This window comes from Paenibacillus pasadenensis (assembly GCF_002864175.1).
Taxonomy (GTDB): domain Bacteria; phylum Bacillota; class Bacilli; order Paenibacillales; family Paenibacillaceae; genus Paenibacillus_O; species Paenibacillus_O pasadenensis.
Genome location: NZ_NFEZ01000003.1, coordinates 884,493 through 909,414, shown reverse-complemented (window position 1 = coordinate 909,414; position 24,922 = coordinate 884,493). Strand labels below are relative to the sequence as shown.

The following is a 24,922-nucleotide window of genomic DNA, read 5'->3' as shown; positions in this document are numbered from 1 at the left end:
GCTGCGGCGGCGCGCGGCCGGGCGAGCTGACGCTCTTATGGTCGCATAATGAATAATTTTTAGTGAAAAAGGAGAATCGCTCATGAGTCTGGACCCGATCCGGCCGGAAATCGCGCTCCCGGCGCAGCCGCCATCCCGGCGGCGGGGCCGGATCGGCCGCCTGGCCGGCGCGCTCCGCGGCAAAGGCGCGCTGGCGACGATCGCCCGCACGAGCGGCGTCAACCTGCTCATCCTGCTGCTCGGCACGCTGAGCTCCATCCTGACGGCCCGCCTGCTCGGAGCGGAGGGCAAGGGCGAGCTGGCGGCGATCCTGTTCTGGCCGGCCTTCCTCGCCGGGCTGACCGGCTTCGGGCTGCCGACGTCGCTGATCTACCAGGTGAAGCGCGGCGCGGCGCTGCGGGAGGCGGCGGCGCTCGCCTTCTCGCTGCTGCTTCCGGTCAGCCTGCTGACCGGCACGCTCGCCTGGTTCCTGCTGCCGCAGTGGATGGACGGCTATAGCGCCGAGGCGATCGCGGCGGCCCGCTTTTACGCCGCGCTCGCCGTGCCGATGGCGCTGGCGGCGAACCTGATCGCCGCCGCCGCCCAGAGCCGCGCGAGGTTCGGCGTGTACAACGGCCTCCGGCTGTACGTGCCGCTGCTCAACCTCGCCGGACTGGCGGCGCTGTGGGCGGCGGGAGCGCTGACGCTGACCGCCGCCGCCTCGGTCTATCTGGCGACGACCGGCGCGGTCATCGCGGCGGCGCTGTACGCCTTGCGCGACGAGCTCGGCTTGGCGCCGCTGCGGCAAGCGTGGAGCCGGCGCGTCGCCGGTCCGCTGCTCGGCTACGGCAGCCGCGTGTACGGCACCGACCTGCTCGGCACGCTGTACGGCCAGTTCGACAAGCTGATCATCCTGGCGCTGCTGGCGCCGCGCGACTTTGGCGTCTACTCCGTCATCTACGCGCTGTCCCGCATGTTCAACGTCGTGCAGACGGCGATCACGAGCGTCGTATTCCCGAAGGTGACGGGCGAGAGCAAGGAGGTCGTCATCGCCTCGGTCAGCCGGGCGTTCCGGCTGTCGATGGCGCTCATGACGCTCGCGGTCGTGCCGGCGATGTGGATCGGCGGCCGCCTGATCGGCCTCGTGTTCGGCCCGGACTTCGCCGGCTCGAGCGCCGCGTTCTACCTGCTGTCGATCGAGTGCATCGTCGGCGGCGGCTCCTGGATCCTCGCCTCGGCGTTCAACGCGATGGGACGGCCGGGCATGGTGCTCGTGCGGCAGCTGGTCGCGCTCGCCGCGACGATCGGGCTGTTCTTCGCCTTCGTCCCGCTCTGGGGACTGGAAGGACTGGCGCTCGCGCTGCTCGGCGGCGCGTTCATCCGGATGGCGTTCTCGATCGCCTCGATGAAGCTGCTGTTCGGCGTCCCGATCCGCCGCATCCTGTCCGGCAGCGAGGACCTGAAGTTTCTGAAGGCTCGAATCCAAGCAAGAAAAAAGGCGGCATCCGCCGCCGAAGGGGGAGCATGAGACGCATGGGCAAGACCGAGATCGAATCGCCGCTCGCGGCGGGCCGCCTGGGCCTGCATCCGATGGAGCAGCTCAAGGAGAGGCTGTCGCTCATTACGAAGAGCATCCCGAAGGGCTCGGAAATCATCTACATCGACTACCCGGTCTACAGCAACATCGGCGACATCCTCATCATGAAAGGAACCGAGGCCTTCTTCCAGGCGCATGGCATCCGCGTGAAGGCCCGCTACAGCGTCGCCGACTTCCCGGACGATCTGCGCGTGCCGCCCGGCGTCATCCTCGTGCTGCAGGGCGGCGGCAACTTCGGCGACCTGTACGCCAAGCATCAGCTGCTGCGCGAGAGCGTCGTGGAGCGCTATCCGGGCAACCGGATCGTCGTGCTGCCGCAGACGATCTTTTACAAGAGCGAGCTGAACTTCGGCCGCACGGCCAGCATCCTGAACCGCCATCCCGACCTGCATCTGTACGTCCGGGACTCGCTCTCGTACGAGATGGCGAGCAAGAAGTTCAAAAACGTGCAGGTCTACCTGTCGCCCGACATGGCCCATCAGCTGTATCCGATCGCCGCGCCGGAGCATCCGACGAAGGACACGCTGTTCTTCCTGCGGACGGACGTCGAGAAGACGCCCGAGCAGGAGAAGCTGGAGCGGAAGGCCGGCGGCTCGGAGAGCAAGGACTGGCAGCATCTCTACCATCCGGCGGAGCGGAAAGGCATCGTGCTGATCATGAAGCTGTACCGCTTCACGGCAGCCCGGGGGCTGCTGCAGCGCGTCTGGTACCGCTACTCGCAGCATCTGGTGGACAAGGCGGTCAGGCAGTTCGGCTCCTACCGCATGATCGTCACCTCCCGGCTGCACGGCCACATCCTCGCCAGCCTGATGGATCTGCCCCATGTCGTCCTCGACAACTCCTACGGCAAGAACATGAGCTATTACCAGGCTTGGACGAGGGATGTGCCGGGAGCGGAGCTGTCGACGGCCGAGCAGGCGAACTGATCGGGGAACGACGGGCGAACGGACCGGCGGGCGGCCGCCGGTCGAACGAATCCAAGGAAAGGGGAACGGTTCACTTGGCATATCCAGACCGAAGCGAGGAAATGATGGCGGCGGGAGGCGGATGTCCGGCCCAGGCGCGGCAGATCGCTTTGTACGAAGGCATGAAGCGGGCGGTTGACGTCGGCTGCTCGCTGATCGGCCTCGTGCTGCTCAGTCCGGTGTTCGTGCTGATCGGCTTGCTGATCAAGCTCGAGGATCCGAAGGGAAGCGTCTTTTTCTACCAGACGCGCGTCGGCAAGGACGGCAAGCCGTTCCGCATGTTCAAGTTCCGCTCGATGGTCTCGAACGCGGAGGAGCGGCTGAAGGAGCTGCTCGCGCAGAACGAGGTCCAGGGAGCGATGTTCAAGATGAAGAACGATCCCCGCATCACGCGGGTCGGCCGCTTCATCCGCAAGACGAGCATCGACGAGCTGCCGCAGCTGGTCAACGTGCTGCAGGGCAGCATGTCGCTCGTCGGCCCGCGGCCGCCGCTGCCGCGCGAGGTCGCGGAGTATACGCCTTACGACCGCCAGCGGCTCGACGTCACGCCCGGCTGCACCGGGCTGTGGCAGGTGAGCGGACGCAGCAGCCTGACGTTCGAGCAGATGGTCGAGCTCGACCTGCAGTATGTGCGCGAGCGCTCGCTCGGCATGGACGCGCGCATCCTGCTGCGGACCGTGCGGGTGCTGCTCGGCAGCAAGGACGCGTTTTAATCCCATCAGCAAAAAGGAGCGGAAGGACATGGACAAGCAATCGGCCATCTACGTCGCCGGCCATCGCGGACTGGCGGGCTCGGCCATCTGGCGGGCGCTCGAGTCCAGAGGCTTCGCCAATCGGATCGGCCGCACGAGCCGCGAGCTCGACCTGCGCGACGCGGGGGCGGTCGAGGCGTTTTTCGCCTCGGCGGGAATCGAGTACGTCTTCCTCGCCGCCGCCAAGGTCGGCGGCATCGTCGCCAACAACGACTACTGCGGCGATTTCATCCGCGACAACCTGCTCATCCAGACGAACGTCATCGACGCGGCGCGTCGGCATGGCGTGAAGAAGCTGCTGTTCCTCGGCTCGACCTGCATCTATCCGAAGCTGGCGCCGCAGCCGCTGCAGGAGGACAGCCTGCTGCGCGGCGACCTGGAGCCGACGAACGAGGCGTACGCGATCGCCAAGATCGCCGGCATCAAGATGTGCCAGGCGTACAACCGCCAGTACGGCACGACGTTCATCTCGGCGATGCCGACGAATCTGTACGGTCCGAACGACAACTTCGACCTGGAGACGAGCCATGTGCTGCCGGCGCTGCTGCGCAAGATCCACGAGGCGAAGGAATCCGGAGCGCCGGAGGTGCAGATCTGGGGCACCGGCACGCCGCGCCGCGAGTTCCTGCACGCGGACGATCTGGCGGACGCCTGCCTGCATCTGATGGAGCATTATGACGGCAGCGACATCGTCAACATCGGCGTCGGCGAGGACATCGCGATCCGCGAGCTGGCCGAGCTGATCGCCGGCGTCGTCGGCTACGAGGGCCGGCTGGCGTTCGACGCCTCCCGCCCCGACGGCACGCCGCGCAAGCTCGTCGATACGAGCCGCATCAACGGCCTCGGCTGGCGCGCCTCCACCCCGCTTGCGGACGGCATCCGCCAGGTGTACTCCGGCTATCGGCAAGCGGCGCTGGCTTAGCTTTTCAACCAAAAATCTATCATCCAATAGGGGGATGCGGCATATGAAAAAAGCGCTCATCACAGGGGTAACCGGTCAAGACGGATCGTATCTGGCGGAGTTCCTGCTCGGCCAAGGGTATCAGGTGTACGGCATGCGCCGGCGCACGAGCACGCCGAACTACGAGAACGTCGAGCACATCAAGAACCGCATCAACTGGGTGTCCGGCGACCTGACCGACCTCGCCTCGCTGATCGAGGCGGTGCGCGTCTCCGATCCGGACGAGGTGTACAACCTGGCCGCGCAATCGTTCGTAGCCGCATCCTGGCCGCAGCCGCTGGCGACCGGCCATCTGACGGCGATCAGCGTGACGAACATGCTCGAGGCGGTGCGCATCGTCAAGCCGAGCGCGCGCTTCTACCAGGCGTCTAGCAGCGAGATGTTCGGCAAGGTCGTCGAGACGCCGCAGAAGGAGACGACGCCGTTTTATCCGCGCAGCCCGTACGGCGTAGCCAAGGTGTACGGCCACTGGATCACGGTCAACTACCGCGAGAGCTTCGGCATGTTCGCCTGCTCCGGCATCCTGTTCAACCACGAATCGCCGCGCCGCGGCATCGAGTTCGTGACGCGCAAGGTGAGCGACGGCGTCGCCCGCATCAAGCTCGGCCTGCAGAAGGAGCTGCGCATGGGCAACCTCGACGCGCTGCGCGACTGGGGCTTCGCCGGCGACTACATCAAGGCGATGTGGCTCATGCTGCAGCAGGACGAGCCGGACGACTTCGTCATCTCGACCGGCGAGATGCACACGGTGCGCGAGCTGCTGGACGTCGCGTTCTCCCATGTCGGCCTCGACTACCGCGACTACGTCGTCATCGATCCCGAGTTCCAGCGGCCGGCGGAGGTCGACCTGCTGCTCGGAGACTGCGCCAAGGCGAAGGAGAAGCTCGGCTGGACGCTCGAGGTCGGCTTCGAGCAGCTCGTCAAGATGATGGTCGACGAGGACCTGAAGCGCGTCCAGCACGAGGCGTCCTACCTGCACGCGATGAGCGTGAACGCCTAGCGCCATGGCCATGGCAAGCTCGCAGCCGCTGCAGCCCGCTTTCCGCCGGAGCGGCCGCTTGAGGGGGACGTCGCTAGAGGACTGGGCGCGCCGGGGGCTGATCGCCTACTTCATCTTCGCCTCGATGGCCTATTTGCCGGAGGCGCTCAACGATATCGCGAACATGCGCGTCTCCTACGCCAAGTTCGCGATCGGCGAGCCGCTGTTCGGACCGAGCCTCCGGTACGTCAAGGACATCCTGATGGTCGCGCTGCTCGGGCTGTTCTTCTGGATCGACATGCGCAGGCAAGAGCGCTACCGGCTGGCCGCGCACTACCTGCCTGTGATCCTGCTCCTCCTGTATGGCACCGCCGTGCTCGCCTATCGGGAGTCGACGGTCAACCTCTATCAGGTCGCGGCCGGAGGCCGCTCGCTGCTGCTGATCCTGTTCTGCGTCAAAGCGATCGGGCTGATGCGCGGCCGACCGGAGTTCATCCGCGCGCTCGCCCGCTGCATCGGCTGGCTGCTGCTGGTCGAGTTCATCGTGCTGGCGATCCAGTACGCGCTGTTCACCAGCCGGTTCGGCGTCGTGAATCCGTTCTCGCTGCGGCTGATCGGCACGTTCGGCGGCATCTCGCTCGCCGGCTACCTGGCGCTCGGCAGCGCGATGATCCTGTACGCCGCCCGGCCGCGGCTCGGCCGGGTCCAGCGCAGGCTGGGGCCGCTCCTGCAGCTGCTCGCGCTCGGCGTCGCCGGCATGTCCGGCACGCGCTCGGCGATCATCGGCTGCTTCCTGATCGTGTTTTTCCTGCTCGTCGAAAAGGTGCTTCTCGGAAGGAAGCGCCCCGGATCGGCGTACTTGACGCCGGCGATCATCTGCTTCTCGCTGCTCGCCCTCACGGGCGGCGTGCAGGCGGCGACGCTGATGGCCGACCGCGGCAGCATCGTCGAGGCGCAGGTGGAGGGCGGACGGATCGACATGCTGACCGGCTTCTTCACTTCGAATCCGCTGAGCGTCGTGCTGTTCGGCGACGGCATCGGCTACGGCACGAATGCCGGCGTCAACCTGAACAAGCAGCTCGAGGTCGAGCTCGACCACCAGATCATGGACGGCACGTTCAACTCGATCCTGACCCAGTACGGCCTGCTGTCGCTGTCGCTGCTGCTGGCGGCGGCGATCGCGGCCGCGCCGGGCCTGCTGCGCAAGCTGCGGAGCCGCAGCCTGCAGCTGTACGTGTTCGTCGTCGTCAATTTCGTCCTCTGCATCTCGACGAACATCCTGGAGCAGTTCGTCTACCTGTTCCTGCTGGCGGCCTGCTGGGCCGTGCTGACGGACGGCGAGCCGAGCCGCTCCGCCTCCGGAGCGCTCGGCCGGACAGCCGCTCCGATGCCAACCTGAAGGGAGAAATGACGCCATGAAGCCGCTTGTACTGCTCACCGACGCCTATGGCGGACACGGCGGCATCGCCAAGTTCAACCGCGACCTGCTCGGCGCCGTCTGCTCCAGTCCGCAGGTCGAGCGGGCGACGGCGATCCCCCGCATCATGCCTTATCCGCCGGGAGAGCTCCCGCCGAAGCTCGACTACGTGACGGCCGGCCTGAACAGCAAGCCCCGCTATCTGAAAACGGTGCTCGGCTCGCTGCTGGGACGGGCGAGAGGCAGCGACGTCATCCTCTGCGGGCATATCAATCTGCTGCCGTTCGCGGCGCTCGCCAAAAAAATGACCGGCGCCAAGCTGGCGCTCATCATCCACGGCATCGACGCCTGGGACCCGGTGACGCGCGGCGGCACCGGCTGGGCGCTGAGCCAGCTGGACGCCGTCATCTCGGTCAGCCGGCTGACGCTGGACCGCTTCTGCGGCTGGACGGGCCTGGCCGGCATTCCGTCCTACGTGCTGCCGAACTCGTTCGAGCCGGGACAGTTCACGCCGGGGCCGCGGCCGGCTTATCTCATGGAGCGCTACGGGCTGCAGCCGCAGGACCGGATCGTCATGACGCTGGGACGGCTCGCGGGCCAGGATCGGCGCAAGGGCTTCGACGAGGTGCTCGAGGCGCTGCCGACGCTGAGGCGGCAGGTGCCTCGCCTGCGCTATCTGATCGTGGGCGACGGCAGCGACCGCGCGCGGCTGGAGGCGAAGGCCGCCGCCCTCGGCGTGGACGATGCCGTCGTGTTCACGGGCTTGATCGCAGAGGAGGAAAAAGCCGACCACTACCGGCTTGCCGACGGCTTCGCGATGCCGAGCCACGGCGAAGGCTTCGGCATCGTGCTGCTGGAGGCGATGGCCTGCGGCGTGCCGGCGCTGGCCTCGAGCAAGGACGGCAGCAGCGAGGCGCTGATGCACGGCAAGCTCGGCGAGCTGATCGATCCGGCCGATCCGGAGCAGGTGCAGGGGGGCATCCTGCGCCTGCTGTCCAAGCCGCGCGGGGAAGTGCCCGAAGGACTCGGCCATTTCAGCTACGCGAACTATACGGCAAGACTGCATGACATCCTGCAGCGGATCGGCGGCGATGCGGCCGTTCCCGCAGGGGGCTCCTTGCGCAGCACGGGCAAGCTGTCCGGCTGACCATTTTGAGAACAGGGAAGTGAAGGCATGAACATCCTGCATGTGATCGCCAATCTGGCGCCCCGCTACGGCGGCCCGGCAAAGGCCGGAATGGAGATGGCGGCGGCCCTCGCGGCGCGCGGCCACGACGTGACGATCTTCACGACCAACCAGGACGGAAGCGGCGTGCTGGAGGTGCCGACCGACCGGACGATCCGCAAGAACGGCGTGGACATCCGGTACTTCCCGGTCATCCAGCCGAAGTTCTGGCGCACCTCGCCGGCGATGGCGGCCGCGCTGAAAAAGGAGATGCCGCGCTTCGACATCGTGCATATCCACTCGCTCTATCTGTTCCACGGGATGGCTGCCGGCCATTACGCCCGCAAGCACGGGGTGCCGTACATCGTCCGTCCGCACGGGACGCTCGATCCGGTCATGCATGCCCGCCATCGCTATCGCAAGAAAATCATGGAGACGCTGTTCGAGGACCGCAACATCCGCCGCGCCGACGCGCTGCACTACACGACCGAGGAAGAGCTGCTGCTCGCCGAGCCGTACGTGCACGGAAGCTCCGGCTTCGTCGTCCCGAACGGCATCAACTCCTCCGACTACCGCGAGCTGCCGCCCAAAGGAACGTTCCGCTCCCGCTACAAGCTGCTGGAAGGCAAGAGGATGCTGCTGTTTTTCAGCCGCATCAACTTCAAGAAGGGGCTCGACGTGCTGGTCGAGGCGTTCCGCGACATCCATCGGCGCCATCCCGATACGGTGCTCGTGCTGACCGGACCGGATGACGAGAATTACGGCCAGAGGGTGCGCGACTGGCTGAAGGCGGCGTCCTTGAGCGAGTTCGCGATCTTCACCGGCATGCTGACCGGGACGGACAAGCTCGCCGTGCTGCGCGACGCCGACCTGTTCCTGCTGCCTTCGTACTCGGAGAACTTCGGCATCGCCGTCGTCGAGGCGATGGCCTGCGGCGTGCCGGTCGTCATCTCCGACAAGGTCAACATCTGGCGCGAGGTCGTCGCCGAAGGGGCGGGGCTGGCGACGCCGGTCGACCCGATCCGGGTCGCGGACGCGGCCTGCCAGCTGCTGGACGATCCCGAGCTGCGGGAGCGGATGGGCGAGCGCGGCCGCGCGATGGCCTCGCAGTATTACGAGTGGTCGCAGGTCGCCGCGCAGCTGGAGCAGGAATATCGCAGGCTCGCCGGAGAGGCCGGCCGGGCCGGAAGCGGGCGCGGCGCTCAAGCCGGCCTGACCTGGGGCTCATGAGCGCGAACCGCATCCGGCTCGACCGGTACGACCAGAGCGGGTACTCGCGCGGACGGAGCGGGGCGGTCGTGCTGCTCTGGTGGCTCGTGCAGGGCAGCCTGTTCCGCTACTCGCTGCATCCGATGTACGGCTGGCGGCGCTTCCTGCTGCGGCTGTTCGGCGCGCGGATCGGGCGCGGCGTGCAGGTGCGGGCGACGGCGCGCTTCACCTACCCGTGGAAAGTGTCGATCGGCGACTGGTCGTGGATCGGCGACGAAGCGGAGTTCTACAGCCTCGACCGGATCGAGGTCGGCGCCCACTGCGTCGTCTCGCAGCGCAGCTATCTGTGCACCGGCTCCCATGACATCGAGGATCCTCGCTTCGGCCTGGTGACGCGGCCGATCGTCCTCCGCGACGGCGCCTGGGTCGCGAGCGACGCGTTCGTCTATCCCGGCGTGACGGTCGGCGTCATGGGCGTCGTCGCCGCCCGCAGCACGGTCACCCGTCCGGTGCCGGACGGCGAGGTGCATGCCGGCACGCCGGCGGCGTTCGTGAAGCGCCGGATCGTCAAGGACGGCGCGGAAGGCGCGGGAGGCGCGGGAGTCGCGGAAGGCGAGGCCATGACGGACGGCGGACTCCAGAAGGACCGCCGCGCAGGACGGAACGCCGGTTGACAATCGGCATCAAGCGAGGGAGACCGGCCGCAGCGCCGGCGAGCCCGCACGAAAGGAGGCCAAAGGGCGATGAGCAAGCCGCGCATCGTGTTCGTCATCAATTATTTTTATCCCGACTATGCCTCGACCGGGCAGATCCTCACCGAGCTGTGCCTGCATCTGCAGCATGACTTCGACATTACGGTCATCGCGCAGCAGCCGGGCTACGCCGGGGAGAAAAAGGACGCCAAGGCGCCGCGCTACGCCGAGGACCGGCTGGAGAACATCTCGATCCTGCGCATCCGCCTGCCGGAGGTGGACAAGCGCAGCAAGGCGAGCCGCCTGCGCTACATCTCGGCCTACTTCCTGCATGCGGTGCGGCTGCTGCTGCGGCAGCGCAAGGCGGACTTCGTCTACACGATCTCGCAGCCGCCGGTGCTCGGCGGCCTGATCGGCACGATCGGCAAGCTGGCGCTGCGCTCCAGGCACATCTACAACATCCAGGACTTCAACCCCGAGCAGGCGCAGGCGGTCGGATTCATGAACCATCCGCTCCTGCAGCGGACGGCGCTCCTGCTCGACAAGCTGAACTGCCGCCTGGCGGACCACGTCATCCTCGTCGGCCAGGATATGAAGGAGACGCTCGTCCGCCGCTTCGGCGGCAAGAACGTGCCGCCGCACTCGGTCATCAACAACTGGACCGACGAGCAGGACATCGTGCCGCTGAGGCGCGACGATCCCGGCGTGGCGGCGTTCCTGAAGCGGCACGGGCTGGAGGACAAGTTCGTCGTCATGTACTCCGGCAACCTCGGGCTCTACTACGATCTCGAGAACCTGATCCGCATCGCGCCGCAGTTCCGCGAGCTGTCCGACCTGATGTTCGTGTTCATCGGCGAAGGCGCGGTCAAGCCGCTCATGGAGCAGTTCGCGCGCGAGCAGGGGCTGACGAACGTCCTGTTCCTCCCCTACCAGCCGAAGGACCAGCTCCGCTACTCGCTCGGCGCGGCCGACGTGCATCTGGTCGTCAACCAGAAGGGCATCAAGGGCGTGTCGGTGCCGAGCAAGATCTACGGCGTCATGGCGGCGGGCAAGGCGGTCATGGGCGTGCTGGAGGAAGGCAGCGAGGCGCATCGCCTCATCCGGGACAGCGGCTGCGGCACGTCGACCGAGCCCCAGCGCTACGGCGACGCCGCGCGCCAGCTGATGGCGCTGTACAGCCTCGGCCGCGCCGGCCTCGCCGAGCGGGGACTGCAGGGGCGCGACTATCTGGAGCGCCATCTGCGCCGCAGCCTGTCGCTCGAGAAGTACCGCGAGCTGCTGCTGTCGCTGCATGCCGGCGGCGGCCGCGGCCGCAAAATTCCGGCTGGCCGCGCGGCGGCGGCCGGCCGGCCGCAAGCAGAGGCGGGAGCCGGCGCGCGCGTTCTTACCCATTCCAATCTGAAAGGCGGAGATCGATGATGAAGCTCGTCCTGTTGTCCGGAGGCTCCGGCAAGCGGCTGTGGCCGCTTTCCAACGACCTGAGGTCGAAGCAGTTCCTGAAGGTGCTCGAAGACGGCGAAGGCTCCCGCGTCTCCATGGTCCAGCGCGTCTGGGGCCAGATCGAGGAGGCGGGCTTCGCCGGCTCCGGCTACATCGCGACCGGCGCCACGCAGACGGAGCTGATCCGCGGCCAGCTCGGCCCGGACGTGCCGCTCATCGTAGAGCCCGCGCGGCGGGATACGTTCCCGGCGATCGCGCTGGCGGCGGCGTACCTGTTCTCCGTGGAGAAAGTCGATCCCGGCGAGACGGTGGCGGTGCTGCCCGTCGACCCGTACGTCGAGGACCGCTTCTTCCAGACGGTGGCGAGCCTGGACGGCGTGCTGCGGGACAGCGGCGCCGACCTCGCGCTGATCGGCGTCAAGCCGACCTACCCTTCGGAAAAGTACGGCTACATCGTGCCGGAGGCGGGAGGGGACGCTCCGGGCGCAGGCGGGACGCTGCGCGTCGGCGGCTTCCGCGAGAAGCCGTCCGAGGCGGCGGCGCAGGAGCTGATCGCGAGCGGCGCGCTGTGGAACTGCGGCGTGTTCGCCTTCAAGCTCGACTACATGCTGAACATCATGGCGGCCAAGGGCATCCCGCTGTCCTACGACCGGCTCGCCGCCGACTACGAGAGCCTGGAGAGCATCAGCTTCGACTACGAGGTCGTGGAGCGGGCGCAGAGCATCGCGGCGGTGTCCTATGACGGCTATTGGAAGGACCTCGGCACATGGAACACGCTCACGGAGGAGATGAAGGACGCGCGCATGGGGCGCGGCATCGTCAGCGGCGACTGCACGAACACGCATCTCGTCAACGAGACGGACATCCCGGTCACGGTGATCGGCCTCTCCAACGTCGTCGTGGCGGCCAGCCCGGACGGCATCCTCGTCGCCGAGAAAGGCGCCAGCACGCGGCTGAAGGAATTCATCGGCCACGACCAGCGCCCGATGTACGAGGAGCGGCGCTGGGGCTGGGTGCGCGTGCTCGACGACCGCAGCTACGACGACGGCACCGCCGTGCTGACCAAGCGCGTCGGCATCGACAGCGGCGCCAGCATCGGCTACCGGCTGCATCAGCACCGCGAGGAGGTGTGGACGGTCGTGAAGGGCTCGGGCGAGTTCATCTGCAACGGCACTTATATGAAGATTCGCGCGGGCAACGTCGTCCACATCCCGATGAAGACGCTGCACGGCGTCCGGGCGGCGGACGATCTGGAGTTCATCTCCGTGCAGACCGGCCCGAAGCATCTCGAGAACTCGATCATGGAGCTGTACGGCAGCTGGGAAGAGATCGAGCAGAACTGCCTGCGGGCGTAGAGCGTCCGCGGATGCCGCGGTCATCCGCAGATTTCAGCTAGGGCAAAGGAGGCCGCGAGGCATGGCTTTATCGATCGCCTATTACGTTTCGGACTACGGCTACGGCCATGCCTCGCGCTCCATCGCGGTCATCCGCGAGCTGCTCCGCCAGGCGGACGAGGCCGGGCTGCCGCTGCAGCTGCATCTGGCCAGCGGCCGCACGCTGCCGCTGCTGGAGCGCTCGCTGGCAGGCGGCTTCGCCGCAGCGGCCCGGTCCGGCGGCCTCGATCATCGGCTGCTGGCGCGGCGCATCGATTCGGACCCGGGCTACTCGCTGCGCCCCGGCAGCCTGCAGGCCGATCCGCCGCGGCTGCGCGCGGAGGTCCTCGCCTACCTGGAGGGGCTGCCGCTGCGCATCCGCCGGGAGGCGGCCTGGCTCGGCTCGACCGGAGCAAGCCTGACCGTCTCGGACATCGTCGCGGAAGCGTTCCCTGCCGCTCGGCGGGCGGGCATCCGCAGCGTCGGCCTGTCCAACTTCACCTGGTACACCGCCTATCAGGAGCTGCTGCCCGAGGAGCTGCTCGCGCCGCTGGCCCGGCCTTATCTGGACATGGACGCCTTTGTGGCGCTGGCCGGAGCGAGCGAGCCGCAGTGGGGGAGCGAGCCGATCGAGCGGACCGGATATTTTTGCCGGGCTGCCGATCCGGAGCGCGCGGCCGAGCTGCGGCGCCGGCTTGATCCGAGCGGAGAGAGGCGGCTGCTCGCGCTGTTTCCCGGCATGGGCTCGGGACCGGGCAGCCCGCTCGAGCGGCTCGGCCTGCTGCGCGATCCGCGCTGGCTGGCGGTCGTCTCCTCCGGCATGGAGCTGCCGGACGGGGCGGAGGCGGTCCGCATCCCGGAGAGCTGCACGGAATCGCAGCTGTACGTCGCGGCCTGCGACGCGGTGCTGACGAAGCCCGGCTGGGGCACCGTCTCCGAGGCGGTCTGCCTCGGCAAGCCGCTCGCGCTGCTGGAGCGGCCCGGCTTCCGCGAGGACCGCTGCATCGCGGAGACGCTCCGCGGCCGGCATCCGCTGCTGATGCTCGGCGAGCCGGAGCTCGCGTCGCCGGAGCTCGGCGGCCGGCTGCTGAAGCTGCTTGCCGGCGGGCCCGGCTCGGCGGCGGCGGCGGCCGGCAGCCTGCTGGAGGAGGCGCCGCTCGCGCCGCCGGGAGAAGCGGCGCGGATCGCCGCCCGGCTGCTGGAGCGGGCCGCCGCAGGCGGACAGGCGCCCGGACTGAGCATGTAGAGAGTGTCCAATAAACGATCGGGAGTGGAAGCGATGAAGATTACGGTAGTAGGGACAGGATATGTCGGCCTCGTATCGGGCGTTTGCTACGCGGAGCTGGGGCACAGCGTCATCTGCGTGGACAAGGATCCGCTGAAGGTCGCGACGCTCCAGAACGGGGAGATCCCGATCTACGAGCCGGGCCTCCAGGAGCTGTCCGTGCGAAACGCGGAGCTCGGGCGGCTGCGCTTCACGTCGAGCCTCGGCGATTCGGTCAAGGGCGCGGATCTGATCGTCATCGCCGTCGGCACGCCGCCGCTTCCGGGCGGCCAGGCGAATCTGGCGTACATCGAGCTGGCGGCGCAGGAGATCGCGGACGCGATGGAAGGCCGTCCCGTCGTCGCCATCAAGAGCACGGTGCCGGTCGGCACGAACGAAAAGGTGCGCGAGCTGATCCGGGAGCGGACCGACTGCCCGTTCGACAGCGTCTCGCTGCCGGAGTTCCTGCGGGAAGGCTCCGCCGTCTCCGACACGATGCATCCCGACCGGATCGTCATCGGCACCGACTCGCCGCGCGCCGAGGCGCTGCTGCGCGAGCTGCACGCCGGCCTCGGCTGCGCCTTCGTCGTCACTGACATCCGCAGCGCCGAGATGATCAAATACGCCTCCAACGCCTTCCTCGCGACGAAGATCTCGTTCATCAACGAGATCGCCAACATCTGCGAGAAGGTCGGGGCCGACGTCACCCGCGTCGCCGAGGGCATGGGCCGCGACAAGCGGATCGGCGCCTCGTTCCTCAAGGCGGGCATCGGCTACGGCGGCTCCTGCTTCCCGAAGGACACGCAGGCGCTCATCCAGATCGCCGGCCACGTCGACTACGAGTTCAAGCTGCTGCGCTCGGTCGTCGAGGTGAACCAGGACCAGCGGTTCAACGTCATCCGCAAGCTCGAGACGATTTTCGGCGGCGAGCTGTCCGGCCGCACGGTCGCCGTCTGGGGCCTCGCGTTCAAGCCGGACACCGACGACGTGCGCGAGGCGCCCGCCCAGGAGATCATCGGCGAGCTGCTGGCGCGCGGCGTCGAGGTGCGGGCGTACGATCCGATCGCGATGGACAACTTCCGCAGCCAGTTCGGCAGCGGAGACGGCTCCGTCGTCTGGTGCGGCAGCGCGCTGGAGGCGGCGGCGGGCTCCGACGCGGTCTGCCTGCTTACCGAGTGGAGCGAGTTCGGCGAGACGGACCTGCAGCGGCTGCGCGCCGTCGTCCGCGAGCCGGTGCTGATCGACGGGCGCAACGCGTTCGACGAGGCCGCGCTCCAGGGAACCGACTTCATCTATTATTCCGTCGGCAGGCCGAGCCTCGCCCGCGGCGTCAAGGCTCCCGTGCCGGAGCTGAGCTACTAGAACCAAGCCGCACGCCGCTTCGGCGGCGGCTTTGCGCGTCAAGCCGAGCGCCGGGCCGAGCGGCAGGCAGAGCGTCAAGCTGCACGCCAGGCCGTCCGCTCGGGCAGCGCGCCGGGCAGCGCTCAAGCCGCGCCTTAAGCCGGGCGCGGTACGGCGCCTTGCTCGGCGGCCGGCCTGCTATCTCCCGCAACGCCTATCCGAACAATCGAGGTGAGGAAACCTATGACGAATCATCGCAAGCTGTCTCTGGCCATGCTCGCCGCTGTCATGGCGGCCGGCCCGTTGTCCGCGCTGCCTTCGGCCGCGCTTTCTTCCCTGTCCGGCGGCGGCATCGCCAGCGCGGCCGGCTCGCTGCCGCAGCCGCCGAACATCGACGGCGCGCTGGCGCAGCTGTACGCGCTGCATGAAGCGCTGCTCGCCGGAGATCCGTCCGACCTGCAGGACGTGCTTCGCTTCCGCGAGGAGCTCGAGGCGCTCGATCCGGCCGCCGAGTTCCAGCTCGCCGCGCCGGTATGGGACAAGATCGACGCCAAGCTGCCGGCTTCGGCGGACCGCGAGTTCATCCGGAACAACCTGTTCGCGCTGTACCGCGACACGCTCGCGCTGACGTACCGTCCTACCTACGACGACCTGCGCAAGCTGCGCTCCAACGCCGACTACCGCGCGGCTCTGGCCGCGATCGTGCGCGCGGGCGGCGACAGCGACCTGACGATGGACGAGGTCGTCGCGTTCTTCTACGGCGACGGCGGCTCGCGCCTCGGCGTCGAGGGCACCGTGCGCAAGCGTATCGCCGAGCTCAGCCAGGCGCAGCTGTTCCAGCTGCTCTACGAGCCGCAGAAGCGCAACGAGCTCATGCTGCGCGTGCTGAACGACCTGCTCGCCCGCACGGACGAGTATACGTTCGCCGCGATGCTGCAGGAGTACGGCATTACGAGCATGGACCTGCAGCAGACGATGGTGGGCTTCCAGGAGCGGCTCGCGTACGAGAAGCCGGCCGCGTCGGCGCTGCTCGTCGCGCTCATGCGGCTGACGAGCGCCGAGCAGGTGCAGGTGTCCCAGCAGGGACGGCAGCATCAATACTCGCTGACCGTCAGCGGCATCGCCATTCCTTCGGTAGCGCTCACCTGGGCCAAGCTGTCCGGCAGCGACGACGTGGCCGTCACGGGCAGCGGCATCGTTACGATCCCCGGCAGCGCCTCCTCGGGGAGCGCGGTCATCCAGGCCCGGCTGCTCAACCCGTACGGCGGCCCGGACAAGGTCATCTTCCAAAAGGAGATTACGCTGACGGCCGAAGGCGCGACGCCGACGCCAAGCGCGTCTCCGACGCCGACGCCGAGCGAGTCCCCGACGCCGACGCCAAGCGCGTCTCCGACGCCGACGCCGAGCGAGTCTCCGACACCGACGCCAAGCGCGTCTCCGACGCCGACGCCAAGCGCGTCTCCGACGCCGACGCCGAGCGAGTCTCCAACGCCGACGCCGAGCGCGTCTCCGACGCCAAGTCCGACGCCGGACCCTGGCGGAGGCGGCTTCCCGGGCTTTCCCGGGTTCCCCGGCTTCCCGACGCCGACCCCGGGCAGCGGAGGCGGGTCCGGCGAGGAGCCGGGCAACACCGGTCCGGGCAGCGTAGCGGAGCAGATCGCGGCGATCCTGCAGCAGTATTTCGCCAAGCTCGAGTCGATCAAGCAACGCTACAACGCCACGAGCTCGATCAGCGAGAAGCTGAAGCTGATCCGCGAGGCGTTCAAGGCGGCGCAGGAAGCGCTCGATGCGATCGGCAAGATCAAGGTGCCGGCGCCGACGCCGCGCTCGGCCGGAGCCTTCAGCGCCGAGTGGAACGCCGAGGAGGCGGGCAGCCAGTTTTCGGCCATCTCGGACGCGGCGGCCCAGATCAAAGGCGCGCTCGCCGATTTCGAGGGAGCCGGACAGGCCGGCACGAGCTCGCTGCGGGTGAGCGCGGAGCTTGACTTCGAGACCGAGCAGGCCGACAGCTGGTCGCTCGACATCCCGGCCGAGGTGCTGGAGTCGGCCAAGAGCAGCGGCATCGACTTCATCGGGCTCCAAGCGGAGGGCGCGCGCGTCTCCGTACCGGTGGCGGCGCGGACCGGCAAGCTGTCGATCACCTTGAGCCGCCTGCAGGACAGCGCCGTCACCTCCGCCTCCAGCCTGCCGCTGGCGTCGAGAGCGTACACGTACGAGATCGAGCAGTCCGGCCGCAAGATTACGAGCTTCGGCAGGCCGGTGCGGCTCGAGCTGCCGCTCTCGCGTTCCGGATCGGTCGACGCCGACCGGCTGAGCCTCGTCAAGATCCGGGCGGGCCGGGCAGCCGACTTCCAGTCGGGCGTCGCGGGCTCGGTCTACTCGGCGGACGTGCAGGATGCCGGCTCGGTGTACGCGGTCGTCGAGAACCGGGTGGCGTTCAAGGACATTCCGGCCTCGCACTGGGCGCGGACGACGATCGAGACGATGGCGGCCAAAGGCATCATGAACGGCGTTTCGGCCGGCGCCTTCGAGCCGTCGCGCAGCGTGACGCGCGCCGAGTTCGCCAAGATGCTCGTGCGCACGTTCAACCTTGGCGCCGACGCGGTGCCGCTGACGTTCAAGGATGTCCGCGAGTCCGACTGGTTCGCTCCGTATGTGGGCACGGCGGCAGCGAGCGGCATCACGAGCGGCCGCAGCGCCGACAGCTTCGCTCCGCATGCGGCGATCAGCCGCCAGGAGATGGCCGCGATGATCGCGCGCGCGCTCCAGCAGGCGGGCGGCTATCCGACGTCGCTGCTCACCGAGCAGGCGCTCGCGAGCTTCAAGGACCGGGCTTCCGTCAGCGCTTCGCTGAAGCCGGCCGTAGCGATCGCCGCGCAGCTCGGCATCATCGGCGGCGGCGGCGAGCTGAAGCCGCAGCAGCAGGCTTCGCGCGCCGAGGCGTCGGCGATGCTGTACCGCGCCGCCAAGCAGCTGTAGCCGAATCGAATCGCGGGGGCGGAGCCTTCGCCGGACGGAGGGACATCCGTTCGGCGTCCGCCCTTGCTTTCGTTGCGGGGAAGGAGGATGGATCATGCGCAAGCGCGTGAAAAGGCTGCTGATCGGCCTCGCGGCCGCGCTGCTGCTCGGAGGCGGAGGCTGGATCGCCGCCGAGCGCGCCGCCGACAAGGCGCTGGCCGCCTTCATGGAGCAGCTCGCTCCCCAGCTGGCGGCGGAGGCGGGAGCTTCGGCAGCGGCCGCAGGCGATCCGCTCCTGGCGGGAGCGGTCCCGCCCGCTGCGGGCGCTGCCGCCCCGCCGCTGGAGGCGGAAGGGGCTCCGGCAGCGGCCGGCTCCGAGGCGAGCGGCGGCCCGTCCGGCGCGGCAGCCGCGCCGGCAGTGCCGGCGGCCTATGCCGACGCTGCCGCCCGGCTGTCCGCAGCCGAGAAGCGGGAAGCGCTCTCCATCGTCGCCGGCGCGATGGACCGGCAGGAGGCGCTCGGCCTGCTGCGGCTCGCCGCAGGCGGGGTGACGGCGGAGGAGAAGGAGCAGATCAAGCGCAAGCTGCGGGCCGGACTGGACGAGGCCGATTACGGCCGGCTGCGCGAGCTCGCGCGCAAGGCGCTGGACAAGAAGGATGAAGGAGGCTGATCGGATATGAATCGGAATGGGGCAAGCAAAGGGGCGCTGCTGGCGGCCGCGCTGCTGCTGTTCTCGCCCGCAGCGGCGGGATCCTCGGCGGCCGCTCCGGCCGCCAAGGCCGCGGCAGCGGCGAAGACGGTGTCGGCGCTGTCGCTGCCGGCGACGATCGCGGTCGGGGGCCAGGTGCTCGTGCTGGACAAGGGGAGCTCGGTCTTTTTGCATGAAGGAAGGACGTACCTGCCGCTGCGGGCGGCGTCGGAGGCGCTCGGACTGGAGGCGGCGTGGGACAACGCCGCCAAGAAGCTGTCGCTGCAGCAGCCGTCCGATGCCGGGCGCCAGGCGCTGGCGGCGAAGCTGGCCGCTCGGCTCAAGGCGGAAGGCCGCTCGGCGGACGGAGGCGTCAAGCTTGCCCTGACGCCGGTCCCGGTCCGCTTCCACGCCTTCGGGCAGGAGGCCGCGCTTCCGTCCGGGCAGCAAGTATTCATCGCCAAAGGCACGCTTTACGTCCCGCTGCGCTTCGCCGCGGAGCTGACGGGAGCGTCCGTCGCCTGGGACGGCAAGCGGCTGCGCGTCGACATCGCGCCGGAAGCGCAAGCCGGCAGCGGCGGCGGGGCCGAGGACGGACTGAGCGGCGGGGAGGACGTCGCCGCTCCGCCGGCCGGCGGAGCCTCGTCGCCGGCCCCGACCGCTTCGCCGTCTCCGGCCGTCCCGCCTGCAGGCGGAGGCGGAGGAGGCTGGGCTCCGCCTCCGGCAACGCCTGCGCCGAGCGCCTCTCCGGCTCCATCGGCGCCTCCGGGCTCTCCGGCTCCGTCGCCGACGGCATCGCCGTCTCCAGGCGCGACGCCGACGCCATCTCCAGGCGCAACGCCGACGCCGTCTCCAGGCGCAACGCCGACGCCGTCTCCTTCGGCATCGGAGGAGGAGATCCATCGCCAGGCAAGGAGCGAAGCTGACGCGCTGCGCGGCAAATGCCGCAGCGATCTCGTCGCGCTCGCGCTGCGCTACTCGTCCGCCTCCACGGGCGCGGAGAAGGCGAAGGCGCGGCAGGAAGGAGAAGCCGTATTCGCGGCTTGCGACGCTGCGTTCGAGCGCATCATGAGCGGGACGAGAGCGAAGCTGGAGGCCGGGGGCTATTCGACCGAGCGTCTGCAGGAATACCGCAAGGAATATGAACGGGAACTGGCGGAAGGGCGCGCGCTGCTGGAGGGACTGCTCGGCTGATTCAAGGACGCGCGCAGCATAAGCGAAAGAGGGGACGGTCATCATGGGCCATCGAAACAAGCGCAAGAAACGTTCCGTCGTCGGCCGCGGAGGGCCCCGGGCCGGGCGCCTGCTGCTCGCGCTGGCGATGGCGGCGGCCGTCGTGCCGGCCGTGCTCGGGTATCTGAATCATCGCGAGCTGGAACGGGGAACGACGGAGACGGCGATGGCGCTGCTGCCGCAGCGCTCCGCGGCTCCCGCGCCCTCGCCGGCAGGCGCAGCAGCGGACCCTGGCGAGGGCACGGGGGCGAGCGGCGCGGCGGCGAGCGGAGACGGAGCGGCCGAAGCTGCGCCTCCGCTCGCCGCTGGTGCCGGCGACGCTGCGAAGGAAGCTTCCGGCGAAGCTCCCCAGTCGGCCGCCGCCGGTGCCGAAGGCGACGCGGAGGAAGCATCCCAGTCGGCCGGCGCGGGAGCGGGCGGCATCGCGAAGGAGGCTTCTCGGCCAGGCGGCGCGGGAGCGGGCGGGCCTTCGCCTGCGGGAGGGCAGTCGGCCGGACAGCCGGCGGGAGCTGCTCCATCGGCGGCGCCGTCTGCGGCGAAGCCGCCGGCCGCGAGTGCCGAGCCGGACACTGCCGTCTACGAGCGGAGGCTGGAAACGATCCGCGAGCAATGCGTCTCGGCGGGAGCCTCGGTGCTCCAGGAAGGCGAGGCACGGCTCCGCGAGGCGAGGAGCGGAGAGCTGACGGAGCAGCAGCGGCAGCAGGCCGGCGCGGAGCTTGCCGGCGAGATGGAGGCTGCCGAATCTGGCTGCCGCAGCCGCTTCGACCGGCTGATCGCGGAGGCGGAGCAGGCGAATGTCCCTGAGAGCGAGCGCAGCAAGTGGAAGCAGAGCTACGAGCAGTCCCGCGTGCTGCTGCGCGCCGGGCTGAGCAAGCAGCTCGACGCCTTGGCGTCGGCTGCAGACCCGCTTAGTTAGTTAGGGGCATCTATCCCCGCCTTTTTGCCCTCTGCTTCGTCACGCAGGCTCGACGTACCCCTGGGTACGCCTATGCCTGCATTCCTGCAGGGATCAAAAATCCGGCCCTATCTGCCTCCTTCGGAGTATGCAAACACGCCCTAGAGCGTGCCCTAGAGCGTGCCCTAGAGCGTGCCCTAGAGCGTGCCCTAGAGCGTGCCCTAGGGCGTGTTCCGCGACGGCCGGCGCCTGATCCGCGACGGGCCGTGGGCGTTGGCTGGCAAGCGAAAGGGGCCGCAACTTCAAGAGGGCTGTCCCGCAGGTCGATATCTGACCTCGGCCAGCCTGTTCGTTGCTTCCGCATGCGCGGTTTTTCCGCGCGTAGGAGGCGCGCCCAAGCCGCAGCGGCAAGCTACGCGCGGTTTTTCCGCGCGTAGGAGGCGCGCCCAGGCCGCAGCGGCAAGCTACGCGCGGTTTTTCCGCGCATAGGCGGCGCGCCCAGGTCGCAGCGGCAAGCTGCGCGCGGTTTTTCCGCGCATAGGCGGCGCGCCCAGACCGCAGCGGCAAGCTACGCGCGGTTTTTCCGCGCATAGGCGGCGCGCCCAGACCGCAGCGGCAAGCTACGCGCGGTTTTTCCGCGCATAGGCGGCGCGCCCAGGTCGCAGCGGCAAGCTGCGCGCGGTTTTTCCGCGCATAGGCGGCGCGCCCAGGCCGCAGCGGCAAGCTACGCGCGGTTTTTCCGCGCATAGGCGGCGCGCCCAGACCGCAGCGGCAAGCTACGCGCGGTTTTTCCGCGCATAGGCGGCGCGCCCAGACCGCAGCGGCAAGCTACGCGCGGTTTTTCCGCGCATAGGCGGCGCGCCCAGGTCGCAGCGGCAAGCTACGCGCGGTTTTTCCGCGCATAGGCGGCGCGCCCAGGCCGCAGCGGCAAGCTACGCGCGGTTTTTCCGCGCATAGGCGGCGCGCCCAGGCCGCAGCGGCAAGCTGCGCGCGGTTTTTCCGCGTGTAGGCGGCGCGCCCAAGCCGCAGCGAGCTGTGGCGGTGTCTGACTGCTCTCAGGCAGATAAAAAAACCGGTCAAGGCAGTTCAGCCTTGGCCGGTTTGATCGTTGCGGAGCCTTTCGCGGACGACGCGCTCGAGCAGCAGCCGGACGAGCTCGACGTCCTCTTCCTCCAGCGGAATTCCGTCCCAGTGCAGCTGCTGGAGGTTCAGCCATTCGCGGGCGTTGCTGCTCGGCTCGACCGGCTCGGCATATTCCGTGAGGCCGAGCAGATAATCGGACGTCGTATGCAAGCGGCGCGCGATCGTCTGGATCGATTCCAGGGTCGGCTGGCGGTATCCGGACTCATAGCCGGCGTAGGTGCTTTTGGCGACCCCAACATAATCGGCTACTTCCTGCATCGTAAGCTTTCTCTTTTTACGCAGCGCTTTGAGTCGTTTCGCAAACATCCGCCACCATCCCCCCCTGCGGCCTACGTTCCCGTCCGGTGCCGCCAAGGCGTTCCAGAGGGTTCATGCCGGTCTGAAAATGTCACATGTACTGAATATTCGTATTATAGCATGGCTTCTAGGAAGATGCACCCGTAATTATAGGACATTAGTAACATGGCATTGAGACTATAGTCTCAACATCGAGCCGAAAATTTGTATAAATTGTCATTATTGGACGTGACGGGTTATTTCAAGCGGGCTTTCTCGTTCCGCAGAGCGGCGTTTCGAAAAGCGAACCGCTTACGGCGCTGTTTATCGGCAAGCTCCGTTATGGTATGCTTTGGAGAAAGACACTCGGCGAACGGAGCGTACGATTCATGGATACCAAACAATGCGCCGTATGCGGCCGCGACAAACCAGAAGGAGCCTTCCCGAAGCGCACCGGCCGCAAGGGGCGCAGAGGCACGTGCAGAGCTTGCCAGCGCAGGCGCAAGCGGGACGAAGTCGGTGCGGAGGCTCTGCTCCCGCCGGCCGCCGCTCGTCGTGCGCGCGGCCGCGCGGCCGTCCTCGCCCCAGGAGCGTCCGCCGCCGCGCCGACCGCCGGCGGGGGCGAGCGTGCCCCGGGAGCGTCCGTCGCCGCGCCGGCCGCCGGCGGGGGCGAGCGCGCCTCGCAATCCGTCGCCGCGCCGGCTGCCGCCGCGGCCGAACGGGACCCTGCCGCCGGCAAAGGAGCGGCCGCCGTTGCGGCGGCGCGGAGAACCGCGCCCGATCCGCCGGCCGCCGCTTCCGGACGGGAGCCGAGTCCGGACAGTCCGGCCGCGGAGGCGCGGCCTTCCGCCGGCGCTTCCGGCACTGCCGCCGCCCGCTCGCCGGAGGCGGTCGTCTCGTCGGCCGATGCCGTCTCGGAGACGGGACCGTCCAAGCGCAAGCGCAAGCGCCGCCGCCGCCGCAAAGGGCGCAAGGCGGCCGTCGCCGCTTCGCATTCCCATACGCCGGGAGTGCGCTTGCCGTACAAGCCTATCCGGCCGTTCAAGGGTCCTTTTTCGTACGATCCGTCGGTGCTCAACGATAGAGGAACCGGCCTCATCCAGCTGCGGGGCCGCCGCGAGAGCGGCAAGCGCTGGCATACCGAAATCGACCGCGACATCGCGGTGCGCATGGTTCAGGAAGGGGCGGCCGGCATTCTGCATCCGCGCCTCATCCACAAGCTGTACACCAAGAGCGATTTCCGCCTGCTCATCCTGCAGCGGGACAACTATGTCTGCCACTATTGCGGCCGCTTCGGCGATACGATCGACCATGTGTTTCCCAAGTCCAAGGGCGGCCTGAGCACCCCGGACAACTGCGTCTGCGCCTGCTCCGCCTGCAACCTCAAAAAAGCCGATACGCTGCCGGACTATCTCTAGATCCAAAAGTCGAGCCGGATGCGCTCGGCTTTTTTTCGTTCTCTTTTTCCCGTTTGGAACTCCGAACGCCGATGAGAGAATTCTCATTGCTCTCAGGACGCGTTTCGCAACCCGCATCCCGACTGAATTTCGAGCCTTCGAGCGTTCTCATTTTTCAGTCTCCAGCTTGAGTTGCCAGGAACTAACAGCGTTTTTCGGCGGATCGGCGTGCTAGGATAGAGGAGCGAAAGGCTTGCACGGCCTTTTACTCGACCTTCGGCTGACGAAGGATAACAGGAGGAGAATTCATTTTGAATAAGAAATTTCTATCTCTAGCATTGGCCGCCGGAGTCGCGTTCACGGGCGTCTCGGCCGCCGGAACAGCCAGCGCAGCGCCTGCTCAGCCTTCTTCTTCGGCCTTGCTTCAACAGCTTTATGCCGGCTCGGGCTTCAACTTTGAAGAGCTTTTGAATAAACTGCAGCAAAACGGCTTTACATGGCCGGGATATACGGCGAAGCCGACGACGGCCCCAACGGCGACGCCGAAGCCGACGACGGCCCCAACGGCGACGCCGAAGCCGACGACGGCCCCAACGGCGACGCCGAAGCCGACGACGGCTCCAGGGTCCGGACAGGAGGAGAGCGGCACGGCCACCTTTGCGCAGCAGGTCGTCACGATCGTGAACCAGGAGCGCGCCAAGCAAGGATTGGCCGCGCTCAAGAGCGACTCGCAGCTGTCTGAAGTCGCGCTCGTGAAAGCGAAGGACATGTACACGAACAATTACTTCTCGCATACGTCCCCGACGTACGGCTCGCCATTCGACATGATGAAGCAGTTCGGCGTGACGTACAGCTATGCAGGCGAGAACATCGCCAAAGGCCAGCGCACCCCGGCCGAAGTAATGAATGCCTGGATGAACAGCGCGGGCCACAAGGCCAACATCCTGAAGGCCGAGTACACGAACATCGGCGTCGCGTACCATAACGGCGTTTGGGTGCAAATGTTCAAGGCGTAATCTCTCTCTGTAGATCGGCTTGACCGGGCAAGGGCTGTCTCCGATTCGCCATGAGGCGACCGGGGGCAGCCCTATTCGGCTTTCCGGACGGCATTGAGGGCATCGGGGGCATCGGACGGGATCCAGCTGCATGGAACGAAATCTAGCGGCATCGGACAGGATCGGCAGGCAGCGGGCGGCCC

20 protein-coding genes are annotated in these 24,922 nt (G+C 68.0%); 19 read left to right on the top strand and 1 reads right to left on the bottom strand.

Features of this window, described 5'->3' with window-relative positions; translation table 11 throughout:
- The first annotated feature begins 82 nt into the window (after positions 1-82).
- The 17 genes from B8V81_RS07550 to B8V81_RS07470 all read left to right on the top strand — a co-directional run bounded on the left by B8V81_RS07550 (position 83) and on the right by B8V81_RS07470 (position 20,929).
- Complete coding sequence (locus B8V81_RS07550) at positions 83-1,507, top strand: lipopolysaccharide biosynthesis protein (RefSeq protein ID WP_101808066.1); 1,425 nt, start codon at positions 83-85, stop codon at positions 1,505-1,507.
- A 5-nt stretch (positions 1,508-1,512) separates the two neighbouring features.
- Positions 1,513-2,502 (top strand): polysaccharide pyruvyl transferase family protein, encoded by a 990-nt coding sequence (locus B8V81_RS07545; protein WP_101808065.1) that lies wholly within the window; start codon positions 1,513-1,515, stop codon positions 2,500-2,502.
- 104 nt (positions 2,503-2,606) lie between these two features.
- Positions 2,607-3,254, top strand: coding sequence for a sugar transferase (locus B8V81_RS07540; RefSeq protein WP_052333616.1), 648 nt, complete (start codon positions 2,607-2,609; stop codon positions 3,252-3,254).
- Positions 3,255-3,282: 28 nt separating this feature from the next.
- Positions 3,283-4,215 carry a GDP-L-fucose synthase family protein gene (locus B8V81_RS07535; RefSeq protein ID WP_028600483.1) on the top strand — a complete coding sequence of 311 codons (933 nt, stop codon included), beginning with the start codon at positions 3,283-3,285 and terminating at the stop codon, positions 4,213-4,215.
- Between the two features lie 43 nt (positions 4,216-4,258).
- A complete protein-coding gene (gmd, locus tag B8V81_RS07530; protein WP_028600484.1) occupies positions 4,259-5,254 on the top strand; it encodes a GDP-mannose 4,6-dehydratase in 996 nt (331 codons plus the stop codon).
- Positions 5,255-5,258: 4 nt separating this feature from the next.
- Positions 5,259-6,632: a hypothetical protein gene (locus B8V81_RS07525; RefSeq protein ID WP_101808064.1), complete on the top strand. Its 1,374-nt coding sequence runs from the start codon at positions 5,259-5,261 to the stop codon at positions 6,630-6,632.
- Between the two features lie 16 nt (positions 6,633-6,648).
- A complete protein-coding gene (locus tag B8V81_RS07520) occupies positions 6,649-7,797 on the top strand; it encodes a glycosyltransferase (protein WP_052333604.1) in 1,149 nt (382 codons plus the stop codon).
- 27 nt (positions 7,798-7,824) lie between these two features.
- A complete protein-coding gene (locus B8V81_RS07515) occupies positions 7,825-9,045 on the top strand; it encodes a glycosyltransferase (protein ID WP_052333605.1) in 1,221 nt (406 codons plus the stop codon).
- Positions 9,042-9,698, top strand: coding sequence for a WcaF family extracellular polysaccharide biosynthesis acetyltransferase (locus B8V81_RS07510; protein WP_101808063.1), 657 nt, complete (start codon positions 9,042-9,044; stop codon positions 9,696-9,698). Before B8V81_RS07515 ends, B8V81_RS07510 begins: the two co-directional genes overlap by 4 nt.
- A 69-nt stretch (positions 9,699-9,767) precedes the next feature.
- The gene (locus tag B8V81_RS07505) at positions 9,768-11,135 is read left to right on the top strand and encodes a glycosyltransferase family 4 protein (RefSeq protein WP_101808062.1); all 1,368 of its coding nucleotides are present in this window, start codon (positions 9,768-9,770) and stop codon (positions 11,133-11,135) included.
- The gene (locus tag B8V81_RS07500; protein WP_028600486.1) at positions 11,135-12,511 is read left to right on the top strand and encodes a sugar phosphate nucleotidyltransferase; all 1,377 of its coding nucleotides are present in this window, start codon (positions 11,135-11,137) and stop codon (positions 12,509-12,511) included. Before B8V81_RS07505 ends, B8V81_RS07500 begins: the two co-directional genes overlap by 1 nt.
- Positions 12,512-12,572: 61 nt before the next feature.
- Positions 12,573-13,775 (top strand): glycosyltransferase family protein, encoded by a 1,203-nt coding sequence (locus tag B8V81_RS07495; RefSeq protein WP_028600487.1) that lies wholly within the window; start codon positions 12,573-12,575, stop codon positions 13,773-13,775.
- Positions 13,776-13,808: 33 nt separating this feature from the next.
- Positions 13,809-15,155 carry a UDP-glucose dehydrogenase family protein gene (locus tag B8V81_RS07490; RefSeq protein WP_028600488.1) on the top strand — a complete coding sequence of 449 codons (1,347 nt, stop codon included), beginning with the start codon at positions 13,809-13,811 and terminating at the stop codon, positions 15,153-15,155.
- A gap of 222 nt (positions 15,156-15,377) precedes the next feature.
- On the top strand, positions 15,378-18,113 hold the full coding sequence (locus B8V81_RS07485; RefSeq protein ID WP_101808061.1) for an S-layer homology domain-containing protein: 2,736 nt from the start codon (positions 15,378-15,380) through the stop codon (positions 18,111-18,113).
- A gap of 94 nt (positions 18,114-18,207) precedes the next feature.
- Positions 18,208-18,762 carry a hypothetical protein gene (locus B8V81_RS07480; protein ID WP_028600490.1) on the top strand — a complete coding sequence of 185 codons (555 nt, stop codon included), beginning with the start codon at positions 18,208-18,210 and terminating at the stop codon, positions 18,760-18,762.
- 6 nt (positions 18,763-18,768) lie between these two features.
- Entirely contained in the window at positions 18,769-19,974 is a 1,206-nt protein-coding gene (locus tag B8V81_RS07475) for a copper amine oxidase N-terminal domain-containing protein (protein WP_101808060.1), read from the top strand.
- A 43-nt stretch (positions 19,975-20,017) separates the two neighbouring features.
- Positions 20,018-20,929 (top strand): hypothetical protein, encoded by a 912-nt coding sequence (locus tag B8V81_RS07470; protein ID WP_101808059.1) that lies wholly within the window; start codon positions 20,018-20,020, stop codon positions 20,927-20,929.
- Between the two features lie 1,065 nt (positions 20,930-21,994).
- Here B8V81_RS07470 and B8V81_RS07460 read toward each other — a convergent pair.
- A complete protein-coding gene (locus B8V81_RS07460) occupies positions 21,995-22,357 on the bottom strand; it encodes a helix-turn-helix domain-containing protein (protein WP_028600493.1) in 363 nt (120 codons plus the stop codon).
- A gap of 359 nt (positions 22,358-22,716) precedes the next feature.
- Here B8V81_RS07460 and B8V81_RS25700 point away from each other — a divergent pair, with 359 nt between their 5' ends.
- Positions 22,717-23,745 (top strand): HNH endonuclease, encoded by a 1,029-nt coding sequence (locus tag B8V81_RS25700; protein WP_244912726.1) that lies wholly within the window; start codon positions 22,717-22,719, stop codon positions 23,743-23,745.
- Positions 23,746-24,191: 446 nt separating this feature from the next.
- The gene (locus tag B8V81_RS07450) at positions 24,192-24,740 is read left to right on the top strand and encodes a CAP domain-containing protein (RefSeq protein WP_323744206.1); all 549 of its coding nucleotides are present in this window, start codon (positions 24,192-24,194) and stop codon (positions 24,738-24,740) included.
- The last annotated feature ends 182 nt before the right edge of the window (positions 24,741-24,922 follow it).